General features: G+C 58.9%; 16 protein-coding genes. 15 read left to right on the top strand and 1 reads right to left on the bottom strand.

Annotation, left to right across the window (positions count from 1 at the left end; translation table 11 throughout):
* The first annotated feature begins 6 nt into the window (after positions 1 to 6).
* The 8 genes from lpdA (at position 7) to dctP (ending at position 8,393) form a co-directional block, all read left to right on the top strand.
* Positions 7 to 1,734: a dihydrolipoyl dehydrogenase gene (gene lpdA / locus ACT67G_RS00080; protein WP_325245733.1), complete on the top strand. Its 1,728-nt coding sequence runs from the start codon at positions 7 to 9 to the stop codon at positions 1,732 to 1,734.
* A gap of 143 nt (positions 1,735 to 1,877) precedes the next feature.
* Positions 1,878 to 2,462 carry a LysE family transporter gene (locus tag ACT67G_RS00075; RefSeq protein ID WP_325245735.1) on the top strand — a complete coding sequence of 195 codons (585 nt, stop codon included), beginning with the start codon at positions 1,878 to 1,880 and terminating at the stop codon, positions 2,460 to 2,462.
* 66 nt (positions 2,463 to 2,528) lie between these two features.
* Positions 2,529 to 3,254, top strand: a complete 726-nt coding sequence (locus ACT67G_RS00070) for an SdpI family protein (RefSeq protein WP_325245737.1) — start codon at positions 2,529 to 2,531, stop codon at positions 3,252 to 3,254.
* A 180-nt stretch (positions 3,255 to 3,434) separates the two neighbouring features.
* Positions 3,435 to 4,085 carry a FadR/GntR family transcriptional regulator gene (locus ACT67G_RS00065; protein ID WP_325245739.1) on the top strand — a complete coding sequence of 217 codons (651 nt, stop codon included), beginning with the start codon at positions 3,435 to 3,437 and terminating at the stop codon, positions 4,083 to 4,085.
* Between the two features lie 121 nt (positions 4,086 to 4,206).
* The gene (locus tag ACT67G_RS00060) at positions 4,207 to 5,217 is read left to right on the top strand and encodes a lipoate--protein ligase (RefSeq protein WP_443662575.1); all 1,011 of its coding nucleotides are present in this window, start codon (positions 4,207 to 4,209) and stop codon (positions 5,215 to 5,217) included.
* A 237-nt stretch (positions 5,218 to 5,454) separates the two neighbouring features.
* A complete protein-coding gene (locus tag ACT67G_RS00055) occupies positions 5,455 to 5,967 on the top strand; it encodes a TRAP transporter small permease (protein ID WP_326215673.1) in 513 nt (170 codons plus the stop codon).
* Complete coding sequence (locus ACT67G_RS00050) at positions 5,967 to 7,274, top strand: TRAP transporter large permease (RefSeq protein WP_443662574.1); 1,308 nt, start codon at positions 5,967 to 5,969, stop codon at positions 7,272 to 7,274. The genes ACT67G_RS00055 and ACT67G_RS00050 overlap by 1 nt, the downstream gene beginning before the upstream one ends.
* An 81-nt stretch (positions 7,275 to 7,355) precedes the next feature.
* The gene (dctP, locus tag ACT67G_RS00045) at positions 7,356 to 8,393 is read left to right on the top strand and encodes a TRAP transporter substrate-binding protein DctP (RefSeq protein ID WP_443662573.1); all 1,038 of its coding nucleotides are present in this window, start codon (positions 7,356 to 7,358) and stop codon (positions 8,391 to 8,393) included.
* Between the two features lie 123 nt (positions 8,394 to 8,516).
* Here the strand turns inward: dctP and ACT67G_RS00040 are convergent, their stop codons facing one another.
* Entirely contained in the window at positions 8,517 to 9,236 is a 720-nt protein-coding gene (locus ACT67G_RS00040) for a GntR family transcriptional regulator (RefSeq protein WP_443662572.1), read from the bottom strand.
* Positions 9,237 to 9,550: 314 nt separating this feature from the next.
* Here ACT67G_RS00040 and ACT67G_RS00035 point away from each other — a divergent pair, with 314 nt between their 5' ends.
* The 7 genes from ACT67G_RS00035 to ACT67G_RS00005 form a co-directional block, all read left to right on the top strand.
* Positions 9,551 to 10,519, top strand: a complete 969-nt coding sequence (locus ACT67G_RS00035) for a thiamine pyrophosphate-dependent dehydrogenase E1 component subunit alpha (RefSeq protein WP_325245750.1) — start codon at positions 9,551 to 9,553, stop codon at positions 10,517 to 10,519.
* A gap of 20 nt (positions 10,520 to 10,539) precedes the next feature.
* Positions 10,540 to 11,520, top strand: coding sequence for an alpha-ketoacid dehydrogenase subunit beta (locus ACT67G_RS00030; protein WP_443662571.1), 981 nt, complete (start codon positions 10,540 to 10,542; stop codon positions 11,518 to 11,520).
* Positions 11,521 to 11,588: 68 nt separating this feature from the next.
* Positions 11,589 to 13,130 carry a 2-oxo acid dehydrogenase subunit E2 gene (locus ACT67G_RS00025; protein WP_443662570.1) on the top strand — a complete coding sequence of 514 codons (1,542 nt, stop codon included), beginning with the start codon at positions 11,589 to 11,591 and terminating at the stop codon, positions 13,128 to 13,130.
* 209 nt (positions 13,131 to 13,339) lie between these two features.
* Positions 13,340 to 14,653 (top strand): alpha-amylase family glycosyl hydrolase, encoded by a 1,314-nt coding sequence (locus ACT67G_RS00020; RefSeq protein WP_443662569.1) that lies wholly within the window; start codon positions 13,340 to 13,342, stop codon positions 14,651 to 14,653.
* Positions 14,654 to 14,988: 335 nt separating this feature from the next.
* Positions 14,989 to 16,983 (top strand): DNA gyrase/topoisomerase IV subunit B, encoded by a 1,995-nt coding sequence (locus tag ACT67G_RS00015; RefSeq protein WP_326215666.1) that lies wholly within the window; start codon positions 14,989 to 14,991, stop codon positions 16,981 to 16,983.
* Positions 16,984 to 17,004: 21 nt separating this feature from the next.
* Positions 17,005 to 17,391: a hypothetical protein gene (locus ACT67G_RS00010; protein ID WP_443662568.1), complete on the top strand. Its 387-nt coding sequence runs from the start codon at positions 17,005 to 17,007 to the stop codon at positions 17,389 to 17,391.
* Between the two features lie 38 nt (positions 17,392 to 17,429).
* A partial coding sequence (locus ACT67G_RS00005) for a DNA gyrase subunit A (protein WP_443662567.1) occupies positions 17,430 to 18,747 on the top strand: 1,318 nt, incomplete at its 3' end.

Genomic DNA, 18,747 nt, shown 5'->3' with positions numbered 1-18,747 from the left:
ATACCAATGGCTTATGAATTGAAGATGCCCCAGCTTGGCCTGACTATGGAAGAGGGCACCGTTTCCAAGTGGATGAAGAAGGAAGGCGACGCCGTCAAGGTTGGCGACGTGGTCCTGGAGATCACCACCGACAAGCTGACCAACGAGGTCACCAGCGAGGTGGAGGGCACCATGCTGAAGATCGTGGCCCAGGAGGGCGACGATGTGCCCGTGAAGGGCACCCTGGCCTGGATCGGCCAGCCCGGTGAGGCGATTCCCGGCGCTGCCGCTCCCGCCGCTGCGCCTGCTGCCGCTCCCGCACCTGCTGCTGCTCCTGCCAAGCCCGCCGGCGACACCAGCATCATCGTCATCGGCGGCGGCCCCGGCGGCTATGTGGCCGCCATCCGTGCCGCTCAGCTGGGCGCAAAGGTCACCCTTATTGAGAAGCAGTATGTGGGCGGCACCTGCCTGAACGTGGGCTGCATCCCCACCAAGTGCCTGCTCCACAGCGCTGAGCTGATGGAGGACATCAAGAACCAGGGCAAGGAGATCGGCGTGGAAGTGGAGGGCGTGAAGCTCAACTTCGCCCAGGTCATTGCCCATAAGAACGCCATTTCCAAGCAGCTGACCAACGGCGTCACCGGCCTGCTGAAGATGAACAAGGTCAAGAAGATCGACGGCGAGGCTACCTTCGTGGCACCCAAGAAGCTCTCTGTGAAGAAGGCGGACGGCACCACCGAGGAGATGACTGCCGATGCCATCATCGTGGCTACCGGTTCCGTCAACTCCCAGCCTCCCATCCCCGGCCTGAAGGAGAACCCCAACTGCATCGACTCCACCGGCGCCCTCTCTTTGGAGAAGCTGCCCAAGACCATGGTGGTCATCGGCGGCGGCGTCATTGGCCTGGAGCTGGCCTGCGCCTACGCGGCCTTCGGCACCAAGATCACCGTGGTGGAGGCTCTGGACCACATGCTGCCCATGCTGGACGGCGACCTGACCAAGATCGGCGTTGCCCACATGAAGAAGATGGGCATGGAGTTCAACCTGGAGTGCCCCGTGCAGTCTGTTGAGGAGTCCCCTGTGGGCGCCAAGGTGGTCTGCAAGAACAAGGCCGGCGAGACCGTCAGCTTTGAGGCCGAGAAGGTCCTGGTTGCCATCGGCCGCAAGGCCAACACCGCCAGCCTGAATCTGGAGGCTGCCGGCCTCAACAACGACCGCGGCCGGATCATCGTCAACGACAAGATGGAGACCAATGTCCCCGGCGTGTATGCCATCGGCGACTGCGTCTTCGGCCGTGCTCAGCTGGCTCACACCGCTTCCGCCATGGGCGAAGTGGCTGCCGAGAATATCATGGGCATCCCCGCCGTGTACGACGAGAAGACCAATCCCACCTGCGTGTACATCGAGCCCGAGGCTGCTTCCGTGGGTCTCACCGAGGAGCAGTGCAAGGCTCAGGGTCTGGAGTACAAGGTTGGCAAGTTCCCCATGAGCGCCAACGGCAAGGCTCTGATCCTCAACGGCGGCGAAGGCATCGTGAAGATTATCGCCGGCAAGGAGTATGGCGAGATCCTGGGTATGCACATCATCGGGCCCCGTGCCACCGACCTCATCGCGGAGGGCGCTCTGGCCATCGGCGAGGAGATGACCCTGGACGAGATCATCGCCACCATCCATTCTCACCCCACGGTCACCGAGACTATGCGTGAGGCGGCCCTGCAGGCTGAGAAGCGCGCCATTCACACGTCCAACAAGTAAGAAACTCCTGTCTACGCGCTATGCGCGGCATGGAGCGGTCCTCAGCAATGTGAAAGAGGCCCGAAGTTGTTCTTCGGGCCTCTTTTTTCAAAGCGGAGATGCGTCTACCTGCGCACATACCACAAAAGAGAGAGGCGAATACGATGACCCTGTATCTGGAACTGGCAGCCTATGCCTGTGCAACGACGTTTTCCCCCGGCCCCAATAACATCCTGCTGCTGAGCAGCACCAGCAAATACGGACTGAAAAAGTGCTTTCCCCTGATTTTCGGCATTTGGTCCGGCCTGCTGTGCATTATGCTGATCTGCGGCTTTGGATGTGCCGGCCTGGGCGAACTGGTGCCGCAGATCGTGCCGGTGGCCAAGTATGTGGGTGCGGCGTATATCCTCTATCTTGCCTATAAGATGCTGTTCAAAAAGGTCACCGACACCCAGACTCAGGATCAGCCCCTTTCCTATGGCAATGGGTTTTTGCTGCAATTCCTGAATGTGAAGATCCTGATGCTGGGGATTGCGGCCTATTCCGGCTATATCCTGCCGGGGGGATTCCGCTTTTCCGCCGTGCTGGCGTTTGCCGTCATCATGGCAGCCTGCGCAGGAACCGGAAACCTCATCTGGGCAACCGTAGGGTCGCTGCTGTTCCCCATTTACAGCCGCTTCAACAAGCCCATCAACCTGGTGATGGCCCTTCTTTTGGTGTGGTGCGCCTGGAAGATCGTGAACATTTGACGGTGCGGCGGTTCTGCCGCCGGCAGAACCAGTTGTAATATTTCACTAGGAGGATTCTGTCCCGCAATGAGCAAACGTCAGAAGAAAACTGCCGAAGAACGGCAGGTGGAAATTGAGAGTGCCCGGATCTTTGGCAAGCACGTCTCCAGAGAAAAGGGGTATCTGCTGCTGGCGGTTACGCTGGTGGCTTGCGCTTTGCCCATGGTGCTGGGCGTGCGCATGTGGGATCAGATCCCGGAGATCGTGCCCAGCGGACTCATCGGCGCCAATGGGGAGGACGATTCCCTGCCCCGCTGGGTGGTGGTATTTGGCCTGCCGGGCCTGATGTGCCTGCTGGATCTCATTACCCATGTGCAGCTGATGATCAACCAAAAGCGCATGACCATGCCATCGCCTCAAGTGCGTCTTCTGGGCCGGTGGGGCTTTCCCATCATTTCTGTGATCTTTTGCAGCGGTATGATTATGGAAGCCTCCGGCGCGGAAAAGGTTTTGCCTCTGACGTTTGTAACGCCCTGCATCCTGGGCCTGGCACTGCTGATCCTGGGAGGCCATATGTGGGATTGTCCCAAGGACGCCCGAGTGGCCCTGCGGTTTTCTTTCTGCCTGAGCGATGCGGCCTGGCGGTCTGTGCACCGCTTTGCCGGTTGGCTGTGGCTGGCTGTGGGGCTGCTCCTGATTGCCCAGTCCATGATCACCGCCACCTCCACACCGGTCATCGCTGTGGTGGTTTTGCTGGCTTTGATGGCTCCCGCCGCTTACGGTTACCTCTTTGTCAGACGGTTAAACCAGTAAGAAACAGAACCTGACCCCCTTCTCCCAAAACGCACAAAAAATTGAAAAATTTTTGTGAACATGTCGTTGTTGACGCACGAACGGCAGGATGGTAATATGGTAATACCAACATGGAGAGGGGGCAGTTCCATGCGGCTGGAGAAAATTCAGTACGTTTCTCCTAAGATACCGGAGCTTGTGATGCAGGCACTGATCAGCGCCATTGAGAGCGGTCAGATCCGGGTGGGGGAGGAGCTGCCTTCGGAACGGGATTTGGCGGAGCACCTAGGCGTGGGCCGGGGTTCTCTGCGGGAATGCCTGGCGATCCTGGAATTTCTGGGTGCCATTGAAAACAGAGGCAGCCGCAAGAAGGTGGCCCGGGATGCGGATTATATCCGCCGGGCGGCTTCTTTTGTGCGGATCTCCAACCAGCTGGACTCCATGGAGGATTTCAATGAATTCCGCCGGGTCAACGAGGTGGCCATTGCCGGTATGGCTTGTCAGCGGGCCACCAAAGAGGATCTGGCGGAGATTGCTGCGGCTATGGCGCGGCTGGAGGCCAATCCGGAGGATCCCGTAGGGGATGTGCTTTTTCACGATGCACTGGCAGTGGCCAGCCATAACATGATGCTGGCAGCCACCATCCACCTGGTCAACAGCATGATCGCCGATGTGCGCAGGCGGTTTTTCAAGAAGCCGGATTACATCCGGCGCTCCCAGGAGTCCCACAGGGCGATCTTTGAAGCAATCAAGAGCGGCGATGTGGAGCTGGCCAAGCGGGAGATGAATCTGCACCTGGATATCGTGGTGGAGTTTTCCGGCCGGTATCCGGAGCTGCGGGAAGAGGAATGAGCCGTTTGCCTGCAGGGGAGAGCGCTTCTTTTTTTGCCCTTCGGGTTTGCTCCAAAGCCGCAAAACTTGGTAGGACCAACATGCAAAGCACCGCTTGTCCGAGCGAGAAAGAGACCATTTGATGACAATTACAACGCATTATCTGGAGACTGGTTCCCAGAATCCATTTTATAACCTGGCCTTTGAGGAATATGTTCTCCGTAACCGCCGTGAAGGCGATTATCTGATGCTGTGGCAGAATGACAACACCATTGTTATTGGGCAAAACCAGAATGCCGAGGCAGAGATCAACCGTTCCTTTGTGGAATCCCATGGGATCCGTGTGGTTCGCCGGATGACCGGCGGCGGCGCGGTTTACCACGACCTTGGAAATCTCAACTATTCGTTTATTACAGACGCGGGAGATTCAGCCCAGTTGGCCATGGCGCGGTTTACCCGGCCCGTGGTGGAAGCCCTCCGGGGGCTGGGGCTGCAGGCGGAAGCCTCCGGCAGGAATGACATCCTGGTGGATGGCAAAAAGGTCTCCGGCACGGCTCAGCGGCTTGCCGGGAACCGGATTCTGCATCACGGTACGCTGCTGTTCGACTCCAATCCGGAGATGGTATCCGGGGCACTGAATGTGGATCCCGCCAAGTTCCAGTCCAAAAGTGCCAAGTCCGTGCGCAGCCGGATCGGAAATATCCGCCCGTGTCTTCCCGTGGATATGGATCTTCCGGCATTTTGGGCGTATCTGAAAAAGACACTGTCCGGAAGCGGCTTCCAGCAGGATGCCCTGTCGGAGGAGGAGCTCCGGGCTGTGGAGGAACTCAAGTACAGCAAGTATGACACCTGGGAGTGGAATTTCGGCCGCTCTCCCCAATATGATTTGGTGAATAAGCGCCGTTTTGATGGCGGCAGCCTGGAAGCTGGTGTCCATGTGGAAAAGGGTGTCATCACAAATATTGGTTTCTTCGGGGATTTTCTGGCGGTTTCGCCCCTGGACCCGCTGGTCCAGGCGCTGGAGGGCTGTCCTTTCCGGCGGGAGGATGTGAGCGCCGTACTGGATCGCTTCCCCCTGGGAGAACTCTTCGGCGGCATTACCCGCCAGGAGATTTTGGATACCCTGTTTCATGCGGGAGATTTGGAGCCGTAAGAGCACTGCATCACCGCGCTGTGTGTTGCTTCGGGTGGGATCATCGGGAATTTGGCCTGATTGAAAATAGTCCGAAGTACAATTTATACTTGTCCACGTTAACGGGGAATGTCTCATTTTCCGTGGAGCGGTGAGGATGCAAACGTCTTTGCCGCGTCGGGCTCGAAGGGAGAACGGAGCCTGATGCAAAACAGATGGTTCGCCTTGCCGCAGCAAAACAAGGAAGGGAATGATTTCATGAAAGCCTACAAAAAGATCATGGGAGGCATTGCCGAATTCGAGAATATCGTTACGAGTCTCGTTTTGGTCTTTGTCACCGCGATCACCTTTGCGAACGTAGTCGTTCGTAAAGTCAGCGACAGCCAGTTCGCCTGGACGGAGGAGCTGGTTATCAACCTGTTCGTATTGCTGATTATGATGGGCTGCGCGCTGGGTGCCCGTGAGGGAAGCCTGATCAGCCTGTCCCTGGTCTTCGATCGTCTGAAGATCGGCGGCAAGAAGGTCCTGGTGGTGATTGCCACAGTGGTCAACACCGTGTTCTGGGCTCTGCTGCTGTGGACCGGCTGGGAGAAGGTCCTCTCTCAGATGGAGTCCGGCAAGCACACCTCCTCTCTGGGCTGGCCCGAGTGGGTGTTTACCATCTTCCTGCCCATCGGCTGCATTTTCTTGATTCTGCATACCATTGAGTATCTGGTGGACGTCCTGCATGGGGACGCTGATTGTGTGAAGGAAGAGGGAGGAAACGACTGATGATTAACTTTATTCTGTTTGGCTCCTTCTTTGTGATGCTGTTTTTGAACATCCCCATCTGCGTCAGCCTGGGTATGTCCTCCATTTTCGCCATGCTGTATTCCGGCGATAAGCTCTCCATTGTTCCTACCAACGTCTATAACGGCATGGCAAAGTTCCTGCTTCTGGCCATCCCGTTCTTCGTCCTCTCCGGCAACATCATGGCCAAGGCCGGTATTTCCACCCGTCTGGTTCAGTTCATTGATGACTGCATCGGACACCGCCGCGGCGGCATCGCCATCGTGTGCGTGGTGGTTGCCTGCTTCTTTGGCGCCATCTCCGGTTCCGGCCCGGCCACTGTGGCTGCTCTGGGCATTATCCTGATCCCCGCCATGATCAACCGCGGCGGCTTCTCCGCTCCGTTCTCCTCTGCCATGATGGCCAGCGCTTCTTCCATCGCCATCGTCATCCCGCCCTCTATCGCATTCGTGGTGTACGCCTCCATCACCGGCGTCTCCGTGGGCGATATGTTCATGGGCGGCATCATCCCCGGCATCATGATGGGCCTGGCCCTGGTGGTGGTCATCATGATCGAGGTTCGTAAGAAGGGCCTGACCGCTTCCCGTGAGAAGGCCAGCTGGGGTGCCCGCTGGAAGTCCTTCCGCACTGCCTTCTGGGGCTTCCTGATGCCCGTCATCATCCTGGGCGGCATCTACGGCGGCATCTTCACTCCCACTGAGGCTGCTGCTGTTTCCGTGGTGTACGGCCTGATCGTCGGTCTGTTCATCTATCGCGAGGTCAAGCTCCGTGACCTGTATGATCTGCTGGTGGATTCCACCAAGACCACCGGCGGCATCATGCTCATCATCGGCGCTGCCACCCTGTTCTCCTATGTCTGCACCGTGCACGGCATCTCCGGCGCTGCCCAGGATCTGCTGCTGAGCATTTCCAGCAACAAGTACATCTTCCTGCTGATCGTCAACGTGATCTTCCTGATCGCCGGCTGCTTCGTGGACGCCAACTCCGCCATGTACATCTTCATCCCCATCATGTACCCTGTGGCGACCCAGCTGGGTATTGATCCCATCCACTTCGGCGTGCTGTCTACCGTGAACCTCGCTATCGGCCAGGTCACTCCTCCCGTGGGCGTCAACCTGTTCGTGGCCATCGGCATCAGCAGCAAGCTGGAGAACATCAAGGACAAGACCAAGGTTACCATCGAGACCATTTCCAAGGCCGTGTGGCCCCAGATCGTGGCCTGCGTTGTGGCTCTGCTGCTGGTCACCTACATCGAGCCCCTGTCCACCATTCTGCTGTTCAAGGGCTAAGCGAATGTACAGTTTTTGATCTGCAATCACGCAAGTGATATCAGATAAATCGCACGTATCATATTTTAAGGAGGAAAAACAATGAAAAAGTTTCTTGCATTGCTCCTCGCACTGGGCATGAGCCTTTCTCTGGCTGCTTGCGGTGGCTCTGACACTGGTTCTGAAACCAGCGGCGACGGCGAAGAGAGCGGTTTCGAGGAGCAGACCTGGAAGTTCACCTGCTCTGCTACCGAGAACACTCCCTGGGCTGACATGGGCCGTGACTTCGGCGACATGGTCAGCGAGGCTACCGGCGGTGCTGTCACCGTTGAGGTCTATGCTGCCGACCAGCTGACTGCCGGCAACCAGACCGAGGGCATCCAGGGCGTTATGGACGGCACCATCGAGCTGTCTGCCCACTCCAACATCATCTACTCCAACTTCGATCAGCGCCTGAACGTCGTTTCCATGCCCTTCCTGTTCGACTCCTATGACGATGTCGACACCAAGCTGGACGGCGCTGCCGGCGAGGCCGTGGGCGAGGTCGTTGAGGACCTGGGCCTGCACCTGCTGGGCATTGCTGAGAACGGCTTCCGTCATGTCACCAACAGCGTCCGTCCCATCGAGACCGTGGACGACATGAAGGGCCTGAAGCTGCGTGTTGCCGGTTCCGAGCTGCTCAACGAAGAGTACACCGCTTGGGGCGCCAACTGGACCAACGCCAACTGGTCTGAGGTTTACACCGGCCTGCAGACCGGCACCTACGACGGCCAGGAGAACCCCCTGCCCACCGCTGACGGCGCTTCCATCGCTGAGGTTCAGAAGTATGTCACCTACTGGACCGGCGTGTATGACTGCATCTTCTTCACCATGAACGGCGAGCTGTATGACTCCCTGTCTCCCGAGCTCCAGGCCATCGTTGACGAGTGCGGCCAGAAGGCTGCCCAGAATCAGCGTGAGAAGGAGCGTGCCGAGGATCAGGAGATCCTGGCCAAGTGGGAAGAGGCCGGCGTGACCGTTACCGAGCTGACTCCCGAGGCTGCTGAGGGCTTCAAGGAGGCTTCTGCTTACATCTATGAGGATCCCACCTTCGTGGAGATGATGACTCCCGAGCTGATCGAGGCTTTCACTGCTGAATAAGCAGAGAATCGATCTGCATCTGGCATGAAAGAGGACACGGCTGCCAAGCAGCCGTGTCCTTTTTTTGTCTTCTATTATGCAAAGCCGCTCCAGACAGGCCATAGACATGTCTGGAGCGGTTTTTTATGATGGGGCGGTATCCTTTTTCCTGGGACGCTTTTTGGCGGCATGCTGGGCGGCTTCCTTCTCCGCCAGAAGCTGGGTCAGGCGGCCTTTGAGCGTCTCGATACCGGAGTCCCACAGCGCCTCATATCGCTGGGCATCCCCGTCCATGAGAGCGTTGTACCATTTGCGGTGGTAGGAGAACTCCGGGCCGAAGTCGTAGAAGGACAGATCCACATTGGCAAAGACCATAAAGAGGTAATCCATGCACCAGCTGGAGGAGTAGAGCCGCAGAAACCGCTCGTTATCGCACAGGCGGATAAAGCACAGGTGGAAGTCCCGTTCCAGCTCCAGGGCCTCGTTGAAGGAGATGCCGTCCGTGGCATGGTCAAAGCGATCCAACAGGTCCTCTATATGATGGATGATCTCCGGAAAGCGTTCCCGGTTCTTGATGGCGGGACGGATGGCGAAGATCTCAAACATCTTGCGGATCTCCAATACCTCCGAGAGGTCTTTCAGGGAGAGCTTCACCACCGCGTAGCCGCAGCGGGGGGTCTGCTCCACCAGATGCTCCGCCACCAGGCGGTTGAGAGCGCCCTTAATGGGAGTAGGACTGATGGACAGCTCCCTGGACAGTCGGTCCACCGGCAAACGGCTCCCCGCCGGATAGGTGCCCTGGAGGATCCGGTCCTTGAGGGCCTGGTAAGCATATTCCAGGAGAGATTCAGGAGGAAGAGACACCGCCGTACACCGCCTTTCTGGATATTGGATCTGATTTTGTTATTATAGCAGGAATTTGGGAAAAAGCAATCGGATTCCCATAAAGACGGGATATTTTAAGGCTGCGACATAAGAATGTGTGCAGACCGCCAAAAACTTAGGAAACTTTTCGGAGAAATTGTGTATTGCAACCAGGGAGGAAAGTACGCATAATAGAAGCAAGCTGATACAAAATCAGATTCAATATTCACTTATACCGTATATCAAGAAAAAATATACAGTATGGCGGATAGGGGACCCAGCGGTCCAAAAGGAACGACAAGGAGGACAGAGCAATGGAACATACGGCTGATTTTCTCAAGAACGTGTACCGTGATTTGCTGTCCATCCGGCTTTTCGAAGAAAAGCAGGTGGAGGTCTATGCCCTGGGTAAGGTGCCCGGACATATTCACAGCGGCATTGGTGAAGAGGCGGTAGCCGCCGGCGTGGTGGCTACCCGGAAGCAGGGGGACTATTTCAAGTTTACCCACCGGCCTGTAGGGGCCTCCGTGGCCCTGGGGATTCCCCTGAACACCATGTTTGCCGAGCTGATGGGTAAGGTCACCGGCAATGCCCTGGGCCTGGGCGGCGTGCTGCACATGGTTTCCCGGGAGTACGGCATGGTTGGCTTCTCCGGCACCCTGGGCTGCGACATCGCGGTGTCGGACGGCGCCGCCCTGAGCATCCAGATGGCCGGCACCGACAATGTCTCCTATGTCTTTTACGGTGACGGCACCTCCAACCGCGGCCCTGTCCATGAGGCCATGAACCTGGCGGCGGTGTGGAAGCTGCCGGTGCTGTTTGTGTGCAACAACAACCAGTTCGCCATCTCCACCTTCGCCAAGGACGGCGTCTCTGTGCCCCATCCCGGTGCAGACCGCGCCGCGGCCTACGGCATGCCCACCCGGGCGGTGGACGGCACCGATGTCCTGGCGGTGTATGAGGCTGCCAAGGAGCTGGTGGACGGCATCCGCGCCGGCGGCGGCCCGGCGGTGCTGGACTGCACCACCTATCGCTGGCGGGGCCACTTCGAAGGCGACCAGACCAAGTACCGGGATCCGGCCGTCACCGAGGAGTGGAAGAAGAATAAGGACTGCGTGGCGCAGATGGAACAGCGCCTGCAGGATCAGGGCGTTATGACGGCGGAGGAGATCCAGCAGATGCGCGATGAGATCAACGCCAAGATCGAGGACGCAGTGGCCTACGCCGAGTCCAGCCCCGAGCCCACCCCCGAAGACCTGTTCCGGAATCTGTATGCTGAGTAAGCGGTGAAGGAGGAATTACGATGCAAATGACATATCTCCAGGCCGTTGGTGCCGCGCTGCAGGAAGAGATGCGGCGAGATGATAAAATTGTAATGTTCGGCGAGGATATCGCCCAGTTCGGCAATATCTTCGGCGTGACCCGGGGCATGCTGGAGGAGTTCGGCCCTCAGCGTATCCGCAATACCCCCATTTCCGAGACCGCCATCATCGGAACGGCCCTGGGCGCCGCCGTAACGGGCCTGCGTCCCGTGGCGGAGCTGATGTACGCCGATTTCACCATGGTGGCCTTCAGTGAGATCTTCCACTGCGTGGCCAAGTGGCGGTTCATGCACGGCGCGGCCTACAAGGTCCCCCTGGTGATCCGCTGCGCCATGGGCTCCTCCTTCGGCGCCGGCGCGGAGCACTCCAACTGTGTGGAGAGCCTGTTCATGCACTCTCCCGGCCTGACCATCATCTCTCCCACCACGCCCTATGACGCCAAGGGCCTCCTCAAGAGCGCCATTCGCTCCGACAACCCCATCCTCTTCTGTGAGCACAAGCAGCTCTACCAGACCAAGGGCGAGGTGCCCGAGGGCGATTATACCATCCCCATCGGCGTGGCCGATGTGAAGAAGCCCGGCAAGGACGTGACCGTCATTGCCGTGGGTCTCATGGTGAGCCGGGCTCTGGAAGCTGCCCAGCAGCTGGAGAAAGAGGGAATCAGCGTGGAGGTCATCGATCCCCGGACGCTGGTGCCCTTCGACAAGGAGACGGTGTTCAACTCCCTGCGCAAGACCCACCACGCCGTCATCGTGGAGGAGAGCAACAAGACCGCCGGCATCGGCGCGGAGCTGGCCGCCATGATCCAGGAGGAGATGTACGACGAGCTGGACGGCCCCGTGGGCCGTGTGGCGGCGCTGGATGTGCCCATCCCCTACAACATCGCCCTGGAGAAGTACGTAATCCCCGATGCCGCCCGTATCGCGGAGGCTGTCCGGGCACAGCTGGCACGGGACATTTGAGAGCGGTCATCTGCACAGGAAAGGAGGAACCGCTCCGGTATGGAATATCGAAAGGGCGGATTTGATTTATGAGCGTTGAATTGGTAATGCCCCGGGCGGGGCTGACCATGGTGGAGGGGACCATCAGCTCCTGGACGGTCCCGGAGGGCGCCCAGGTGAAAAAGGGCGACACCATCATGGAATTTGAAAACGAGAAGAACACCATCGAGTTTGCCTGCACCCATGACGGGTACCTGCACATTACGGCCCAGGAGGGCGACGTGGTGGCGGTAGGCGCCCCCATCGGCTGCGTGGCGGAGACGCTGGAGGAGTACCAGGCCCTGTGCGGCGGCGCAGCTCCTGCCGCCGGAGCCGCTGAGACTCCTGCTGCCCCTGCGGCCGCTCCCGGCGGCTGCACGGAGCTGGTAATGCCCCGGGCGGGACTGACCATGGTGGAGGGAACCATCAGCTCGTGGACGGTTCCGGAAGGCGCCCAGGTGAAAAAGGGCGACACCATCATGGAGTTTGAAAACGAGAAGAACACCATCGAGTTTGCCTGCACACATGACGGGTACCTGCACATCACGGCCCAGGAGGGCGACGTGGTGGCGGTAGGCGCTCCCATCGGCTATGTGGCGGACACCAAGGAGGCCTACGACGCCCTGTGCGGCGGCGCGGCTCCCGCGGCCGCCCCTGAGGCCGCTCCGGCAGCCCCTGCTGCGGCTGCGCAGCCTGCTCCGGCTGCTCCCGGCGGCCGGGTGCGCATCACCGGCCTGGCCCGGAAGATGGCAAAGCAGCATCAGATCCCCCTCACCGCCCTGCGGGGCACCGGCCCCAAGGGCCGCATCATCGCCCAGGACGTGAAGGATTATCTGGAACTGGCCAAGTCCGCACCTGCCGCCGCTCCCGCTGCGGCTCCCGCAGCCGTCCAGACGGTGGAGGACAAGGTGACGGAGATCGCCATGACCGGCATCCGCAAGGCCATTGCCAAGAACATGTACAACAGCCTCCAGCAGATGGCCCAGTGCACCGCCGCTGTGGAGGTGGATGTGACGGACCTTTTGGCCTACCGGCAGAAGCTCCTGGCCAAGCAGGACTTCCTGGGCTGCAAGGTCACCGTCAACGATTTGCTGGCCATGGCCACGGTGAAGATGCTCCAAAAGCATCCCACCGCCAACGCCACCTTCGACGGCAAGACGCTGTTCGTCCACTCTGCCGTGAACCTGTCTGTGGCCGTTGCGGCTGAGGCGGGCCTCATGGTACCGGTGGTGAAGAACGCCCAGCGCATGAGCCTGGTGGAGCTGCACAACGCCATGAAGGAGCTGGCGGACAAGGCCCGGGATAAGCGCCTGGCCGGAGACGACCAGAGCGGCGGCACCTTCACCATCTCCAACGTGGGCATGTTCCCCATCGACTGGTCTACCCCCATCATCAATCCGCCTCAGGTGGCCATCATCGGCTTCGGCCGTTCTGTCAAGAAGATGGCAGTGGTGGACGACCAGCCTGCCATCCGCTCCATGATGAACATGTTCCTGACTTTCGACCACCGGGTGTTCGACGGCCTGGAAGTGGGCCGGATCCTCTCGGATCTGAAGGAACTTGTGGAAAATCCCGAACTCATCACCGTGTGATACGGCGCTGCTTTTTCGTATACGGAATAGTAAGGAGGGCCTCCCACCAGGGAGGCCCTCCTTTGCGCGCTCCCAAGATCAGGCGGCAGCGCGTCAGGGAAAATAGAAAACATCTTTTCTTCCGGACGGGGGTATGATAGGATAAACATGCGGTACCCAAAACCGGACGGGCCGGGGAAGGTGCTGCCGGATGAGAAAGGATCAAAACCATGTGGGCAGAAAACAGCGTCTTTTACCAGATCTATCCCCTGGGCTTTTGCGGAGCGCCCAAGGAGAACGACGGCATCACTGTGAACCGTATCGCCAAGGTGGGGCAGTGGGCGGAGCACATCCGCCGTCTGGGAGCGGACGCCGTATACCTCTCGCCGATTTTTGAGAGTGACACCCACGGCTACGATACCCGGGATTTCCGGCAGGTGGACTGCCGCCTGGGTACCAACGAAGACTTTGCCGCTGTGTGTGATACCCTCCACCGGGCAGGTATCCGGGTGGTGATCGATGGTGTGTTCAACCACGTGGGCCGGGGGTTCTGGGCCTTCCGGGATGTACAGGAGAAAAAGTGGGACTCGCCATATAAGGACTGGTTCCACATCAACTTCGACGGGGAGTCCAACTACGGCGACGGTTTCTGGTACGAGGGCTGGGAGGGCCACTACGAGCTGGTGAAGCTGAATCTGCGCAACCCGGCGGTGGTGGACTATCTCCTCTCCTGCGTGCAGTTCTGGCGGGAGGCATTCGGCATCGACGGGCTGCGGCTGGATGTTGCGTACTGTCTGGACCGGGAGTTCCTCACCCGGCTGCGGGCCTTTACAGATTCTCTGGATCCGGAATTCTTCCTGGTGGGGGAGACCCTCCACGGGGATTATAACCAGTGGGTGAATGACCGGATGCTCCACAGCTGCACCAACTACGAGTGCTACAAGGGCCTTTGGTCCAGCCTCAACTCCATGAACCTCTTTGAGATCGTCCACAGTCTCAAGCGCCAGTTCGGGCCGGAGCCCTGGACGCTCTACAAGGGCAAGCACCTTCTGTGCTTCGTGGATAACCACGACGTTACCCGGGCGGCCAGCATCCTGCAAAATCCACGGCACCTGCCCCTGCTCTACGGGCTGATGTTCGGTATGCCCGGCATCCCCTGCGTGTACTACGGCAGCGAGTGGGGCGAGGAGGCTGTGAAGATCCCCGGTACCGACGATAACCTCCGCCCCTGCTTCGATGCGCCCAAGTGGAACGGCCTGACAGACACCATCGCCGCCATGGCCCGGGCCCATCGGGAGAGCCGGGCCCTGTGCCAGGGAGATTTTCAGGAGCTGGTTCTCACCAACCGCCAGACCATTTTCCAGCGGAAGACGGAGGGCGAGCGGGTACTGGTGGCCGTCAATGCCGATGAGACGCCCTATACCGCCCACTTTGACGCCGGCTGCGGCCGGGCGGTGGATCTCATCACCGGGAAGGACCACGATTTCGGCGGCGGCAGTGAATTGCCGCCCTACAGTGTGGCCTTCTGGAAGTGTGAGCGATAACAAATACCAATGGTCAAACGGGACGCGCCCTTTGGTGCGTCCCGTTTGCTGCGTGAAAAGCTCCAGACAGAACGGGAAGTTTTTCATAGATTTTACAGTTGACATAACGGTGTGGAAAAAGGTGTGGAGAATGTGCAAAAGCCTGAAAAATGAACGGTTTATGAAGGTGACATCCCGGTTATGGGAAAAATTACGCAATAACATTTTCCCGAAAGTCATTCCTTTTGGGGGGATCTCCGGGGTTTTTGCCGGAGACTTGAAAGAGAGGACGCCGGTGTGTTACAATACCCAATATAATATGAAGATACAGGCTCAGGCCTGTTTTGGAGGATCGGATGGCAAGTAGGAAAAACGATTATGGAAACGACAGCATTTCATCACTGAAAGGCGCGGACCGGGTTCGGAAACGGCCCGGCGTCATTTTTGGCTCCGATGGGCTGGATGGCTGTGAACACGCGGTGTTTGAGATCCTGTCCAACTCCATCGATGAGGCCCGGGAGGGCCACGGCACGCTCATCACCGTCACCCGGTATGCCGACGGCTCCGTGGAGGTGGAGGATGCCGGCCGGGGCTGCCCGGTGGACTGGAACGAAAAGGAGCAGCGCTACAACTGGGAGCTGGTGTACTGCGAGCTGTACGCCGGTGGCAAGTACAACAATGTGGACGGGGACAACTACGAGTATTCCCTGGGTCTCAACGGCCTGGGTGCCTGCGCCACCCAGTATGCCTCCCGGTATATGGACGTCACCGTCTGGCGGGAGGGGACGGAGTACCGCCTCCACTTTGAGCGGGGCGAGATCGTGGGAGACCTCACCAAGACCCCCCTGCCCAAGTCCCAGGCCAGGAAGACCGGTACCCGCACCCGCTGGCTGCCGGATCTGGACGTGTTCACCGACATCGCCATTCCGGCGGAGTACTTTACTGACGTCATGAAGCGTCAGGCGGTGGTGAATGCCGGCATCACCTTCCGCTTCCGCAACGAGACGGAGGCAGGGAAGTTTGAGACCACGGAGTTCCTCTACGAAAACGGCATCGCCGACTATGTGACGGAGCTGGCCGGGGAGGGGAGCCTCACCGCCCCCGTGTTCTGGCAGACGGAGAAGAAGGGCCGGGACCGGGCGGACAAGCCGGAGTATAAGGTGAAGCTCAGCGTGGCCTGCTGCTTTTCCAACAAGGTGAGCATCATCGAGCACTATCACAACTCCTCCTGGCTGGAGCATGGCGGCAGCCCGGAAAAGGCCACCAAGTCCGCCTTTGTTTCCGCGGTGGACAAGTACCTCAAGGACCAGGGGAAGTACCAGAAGAATGAGAGCAAGGTCACCTGGGCGGATATCGAGGACTGCCTGGTGCTGGTGTCCAACAACTTCTCCACCCAGACCAGCTATGAAAACCAGACCAAAAAGGCCATCACCAACAAGTTCGTCCAGGAGGCCATGACGGAGTTCCTCCGGTCCAACCTGGAGATCTATTTCATCGAAAATCCCTTTGACGCCGAGAAGATCGGCGAACAGGTGCTCATCAACAAGCGCAGCCGGGAAAGCGCCGAGAAGCAGCGGCTCAATATCAAAAAGAAGCTCTCCGGCAATATCGACATTGCCAACCGGGTGCAGAAGTTTGTGGACTGCCGGTCCAAGGACCCCGACAAGCGGGAGATCTACATTGTGGAGGGCGACTCCGCTCTGGGCAGCGTCAAGCTCTCCCGGGACGCGGAGTACCAGGGCATCATGCCTGTCCGGGGCAAGATCTTGAACTGCCTGAAGGCCGACTACGCCCGGATCTTCAAAAGTGAGATCATCACGGATTTGATCAAGGTCCTGGGCTGCGGCGTGGAGGTGCAGAACAAGCACGTCAAGGACATGGCGGCCTTTGATCTGAATAACCTCCGGTGGAACAAGGTGGTTATCTGCACCGATGGCGATGTGGACGGCTTCCAGATCCGCACGTTGATCCTGACCATGCTCTACCGGCTGACGCCCACCCTCATTCGGGAGGGATACGTGTATATCGCCGAGACGCCGCTCTTTGAGATCAACTGCGGGGAGAAGACCTGGTTTGCCTATTCCGACAAGGAGAAAAACGACATCGTGAAAGAGCTGGAGGGGAAGAAGTACAAGATCGACCGCTCCAAGGGACTGGGCGAGAACGACCCGGATATGATGTGGCTGACCACCATGAATCCCGCCACCCGGCGATTGATCCGGGTGATGCCGGAGGATGTGGAGCGCACGGCGGAGGTCTTTGACCTGCTGCTGGGCGACAACCTCCAGGGCCGTAAGGATCACATTGCGGAGAACGGCTACAAATATCTGGAGATGGCAGATATTTCGTAATATTTTAAGGAGGGACCCCTGATGCGCAAACTGGATTCCCTGTTGATTTTCTGCCTGTCGGCCGTGGTGTTTGCCCCCTTCTTTTTGGAGGACTTTCCCTCCATGGCGGCGCTGTACGGCATCATGACCGGCATATCGGTCCTGTACGGTCTGGGCTACCTGCGGGGGCAAACGGAGGCGCGCCCTTGGCGGCAGCGGAACGTGCCGAAGGAGATTCAGCGCCTGTGGTCCGGGCGGATGGGGGTGCTGTATCTGGCAAACGCCGCCCTGTGCCCTCTGGGCTGGCTGCTGACGGTGTTTGTCTCTTTTGACACGGATTTCATCCTGTTTGCCCAGATCATGGGATTCTTGCTGGTATCCCTGCTGGGCTTTGTTCCCCTGCTGGCCGTGGGGAGGCACCCATCCTGACACGTTTAAATTACCTGTAAGATAAGGAATCATAAACCATGCCAAAAAAGAAGCAGCCGGAGGAAAACCGGCCAAAAGTAAATAATCCCAACGTCATGGGGCTCCATGCGGCGGTGGTGGAGCAGCCCATCACCGACACGCTGGAACTCAACTATATGCCCTATGCCATGAGCGTCATCGTTTCCCGGGCCATCCCGGAGATCGACGGCTTCAAACCCTCCCACAGAAAGCTCCTCTACACCATGTACAAGATGGGGCTTTTGACGGGGGCTCGGACCAAGTCCGCCAACATCGTGGGCCAGACCATGCGATTGAACCCCCACGGCGATGCCGCCATCTACGATACCATGGTGCGCCTTTCCAAGGGCTACGGCGCCCTGCTGACCCCCTTTGTGGACTCCAAGGGCAACTTCGGCAAAAGCTACTCCCGGGACATGTCCTGCGCCGCCCCCCGTTATACGGAGGCCAAGCTCACCGCCATCTGCGCGGAGCTCTTCCGGGATATCGACTCCGATACTGTGGACTTCGTGGACAACTACGACAATACCATGAAGGAGCCGGCCCTGCTGCCCACTACCTTCCCCAATATTCTGGTGAGCGCCAACAGCGGCATCGCCGTGGGCATGGCCTCCCAGTTCTGCGGCTTCAATCTCAAAGAGGTCTGCGATACCACCGTGGCCTATCTGAAAAATCCCCAGTGTGACCTGACGCAGACGCTGCTGGCGCCGGACTTCCCCACCGGGGGAGAGCTGCTGGCGGATCCGGCAGCTCTGAGTGAGATCTATGAGACGGGCCGGGGCAGCGTCCGGGTGCGGGCCAAATACCGCTATCTGAAAAGCGAGAACCTCATTGAGATCTATGAGATCCCCTACTCTACTACGGTGGAGGCCATTTTGGACAAGGTGGCGGAGCTCATCAAGGCCGGACGCGCCAAGGAAATCGCCGACATGCGGGATGAGACGGACCTCTCCGGATTGAAGCTGGCCATTGACCTCAAACGGGGCACGGACCCGGACAAGCTCATGGCCAAGCTCTTCAAGCTCACCCCGCTGGAGGATTCCTTTGCCTGCAACTTCAATGTCCTGATCGCCGGCGCCCCCAAAGTGCTGGGCGTGCGGCAGCTGCTGGAGGAGTGGACCGCCTGGCGCACGGAGTCCGTGCGGCGGCGGGTGTACTTCGTCATGAAGAAGAAGCAGGACAAGCTGCACCTTTTGAAGGGCCTTAAGCGGATCCTGCTGGACATCGACAAGGCCATCAAGATCATCCGGGAGACAGAGGAGGAATCCGAGGTCATCCCCAATCTGATGATCGGCTTCGGCATCGACCAGATCCAGGCGGAGTATGTGGCGGAGATCA

This window comes from Dysosmobacter sp., from assembly GCF_052306735.1.
Lineage (GTDB): Bacteria > Bacillota > Clostridia > Oscillospirales > Oscillospiraceae > Oscillibacter.
Note: the sequence above shows the minus strand (reverse complement) of the source record. Positions and strands in the feature narration are given on the sequence as shown.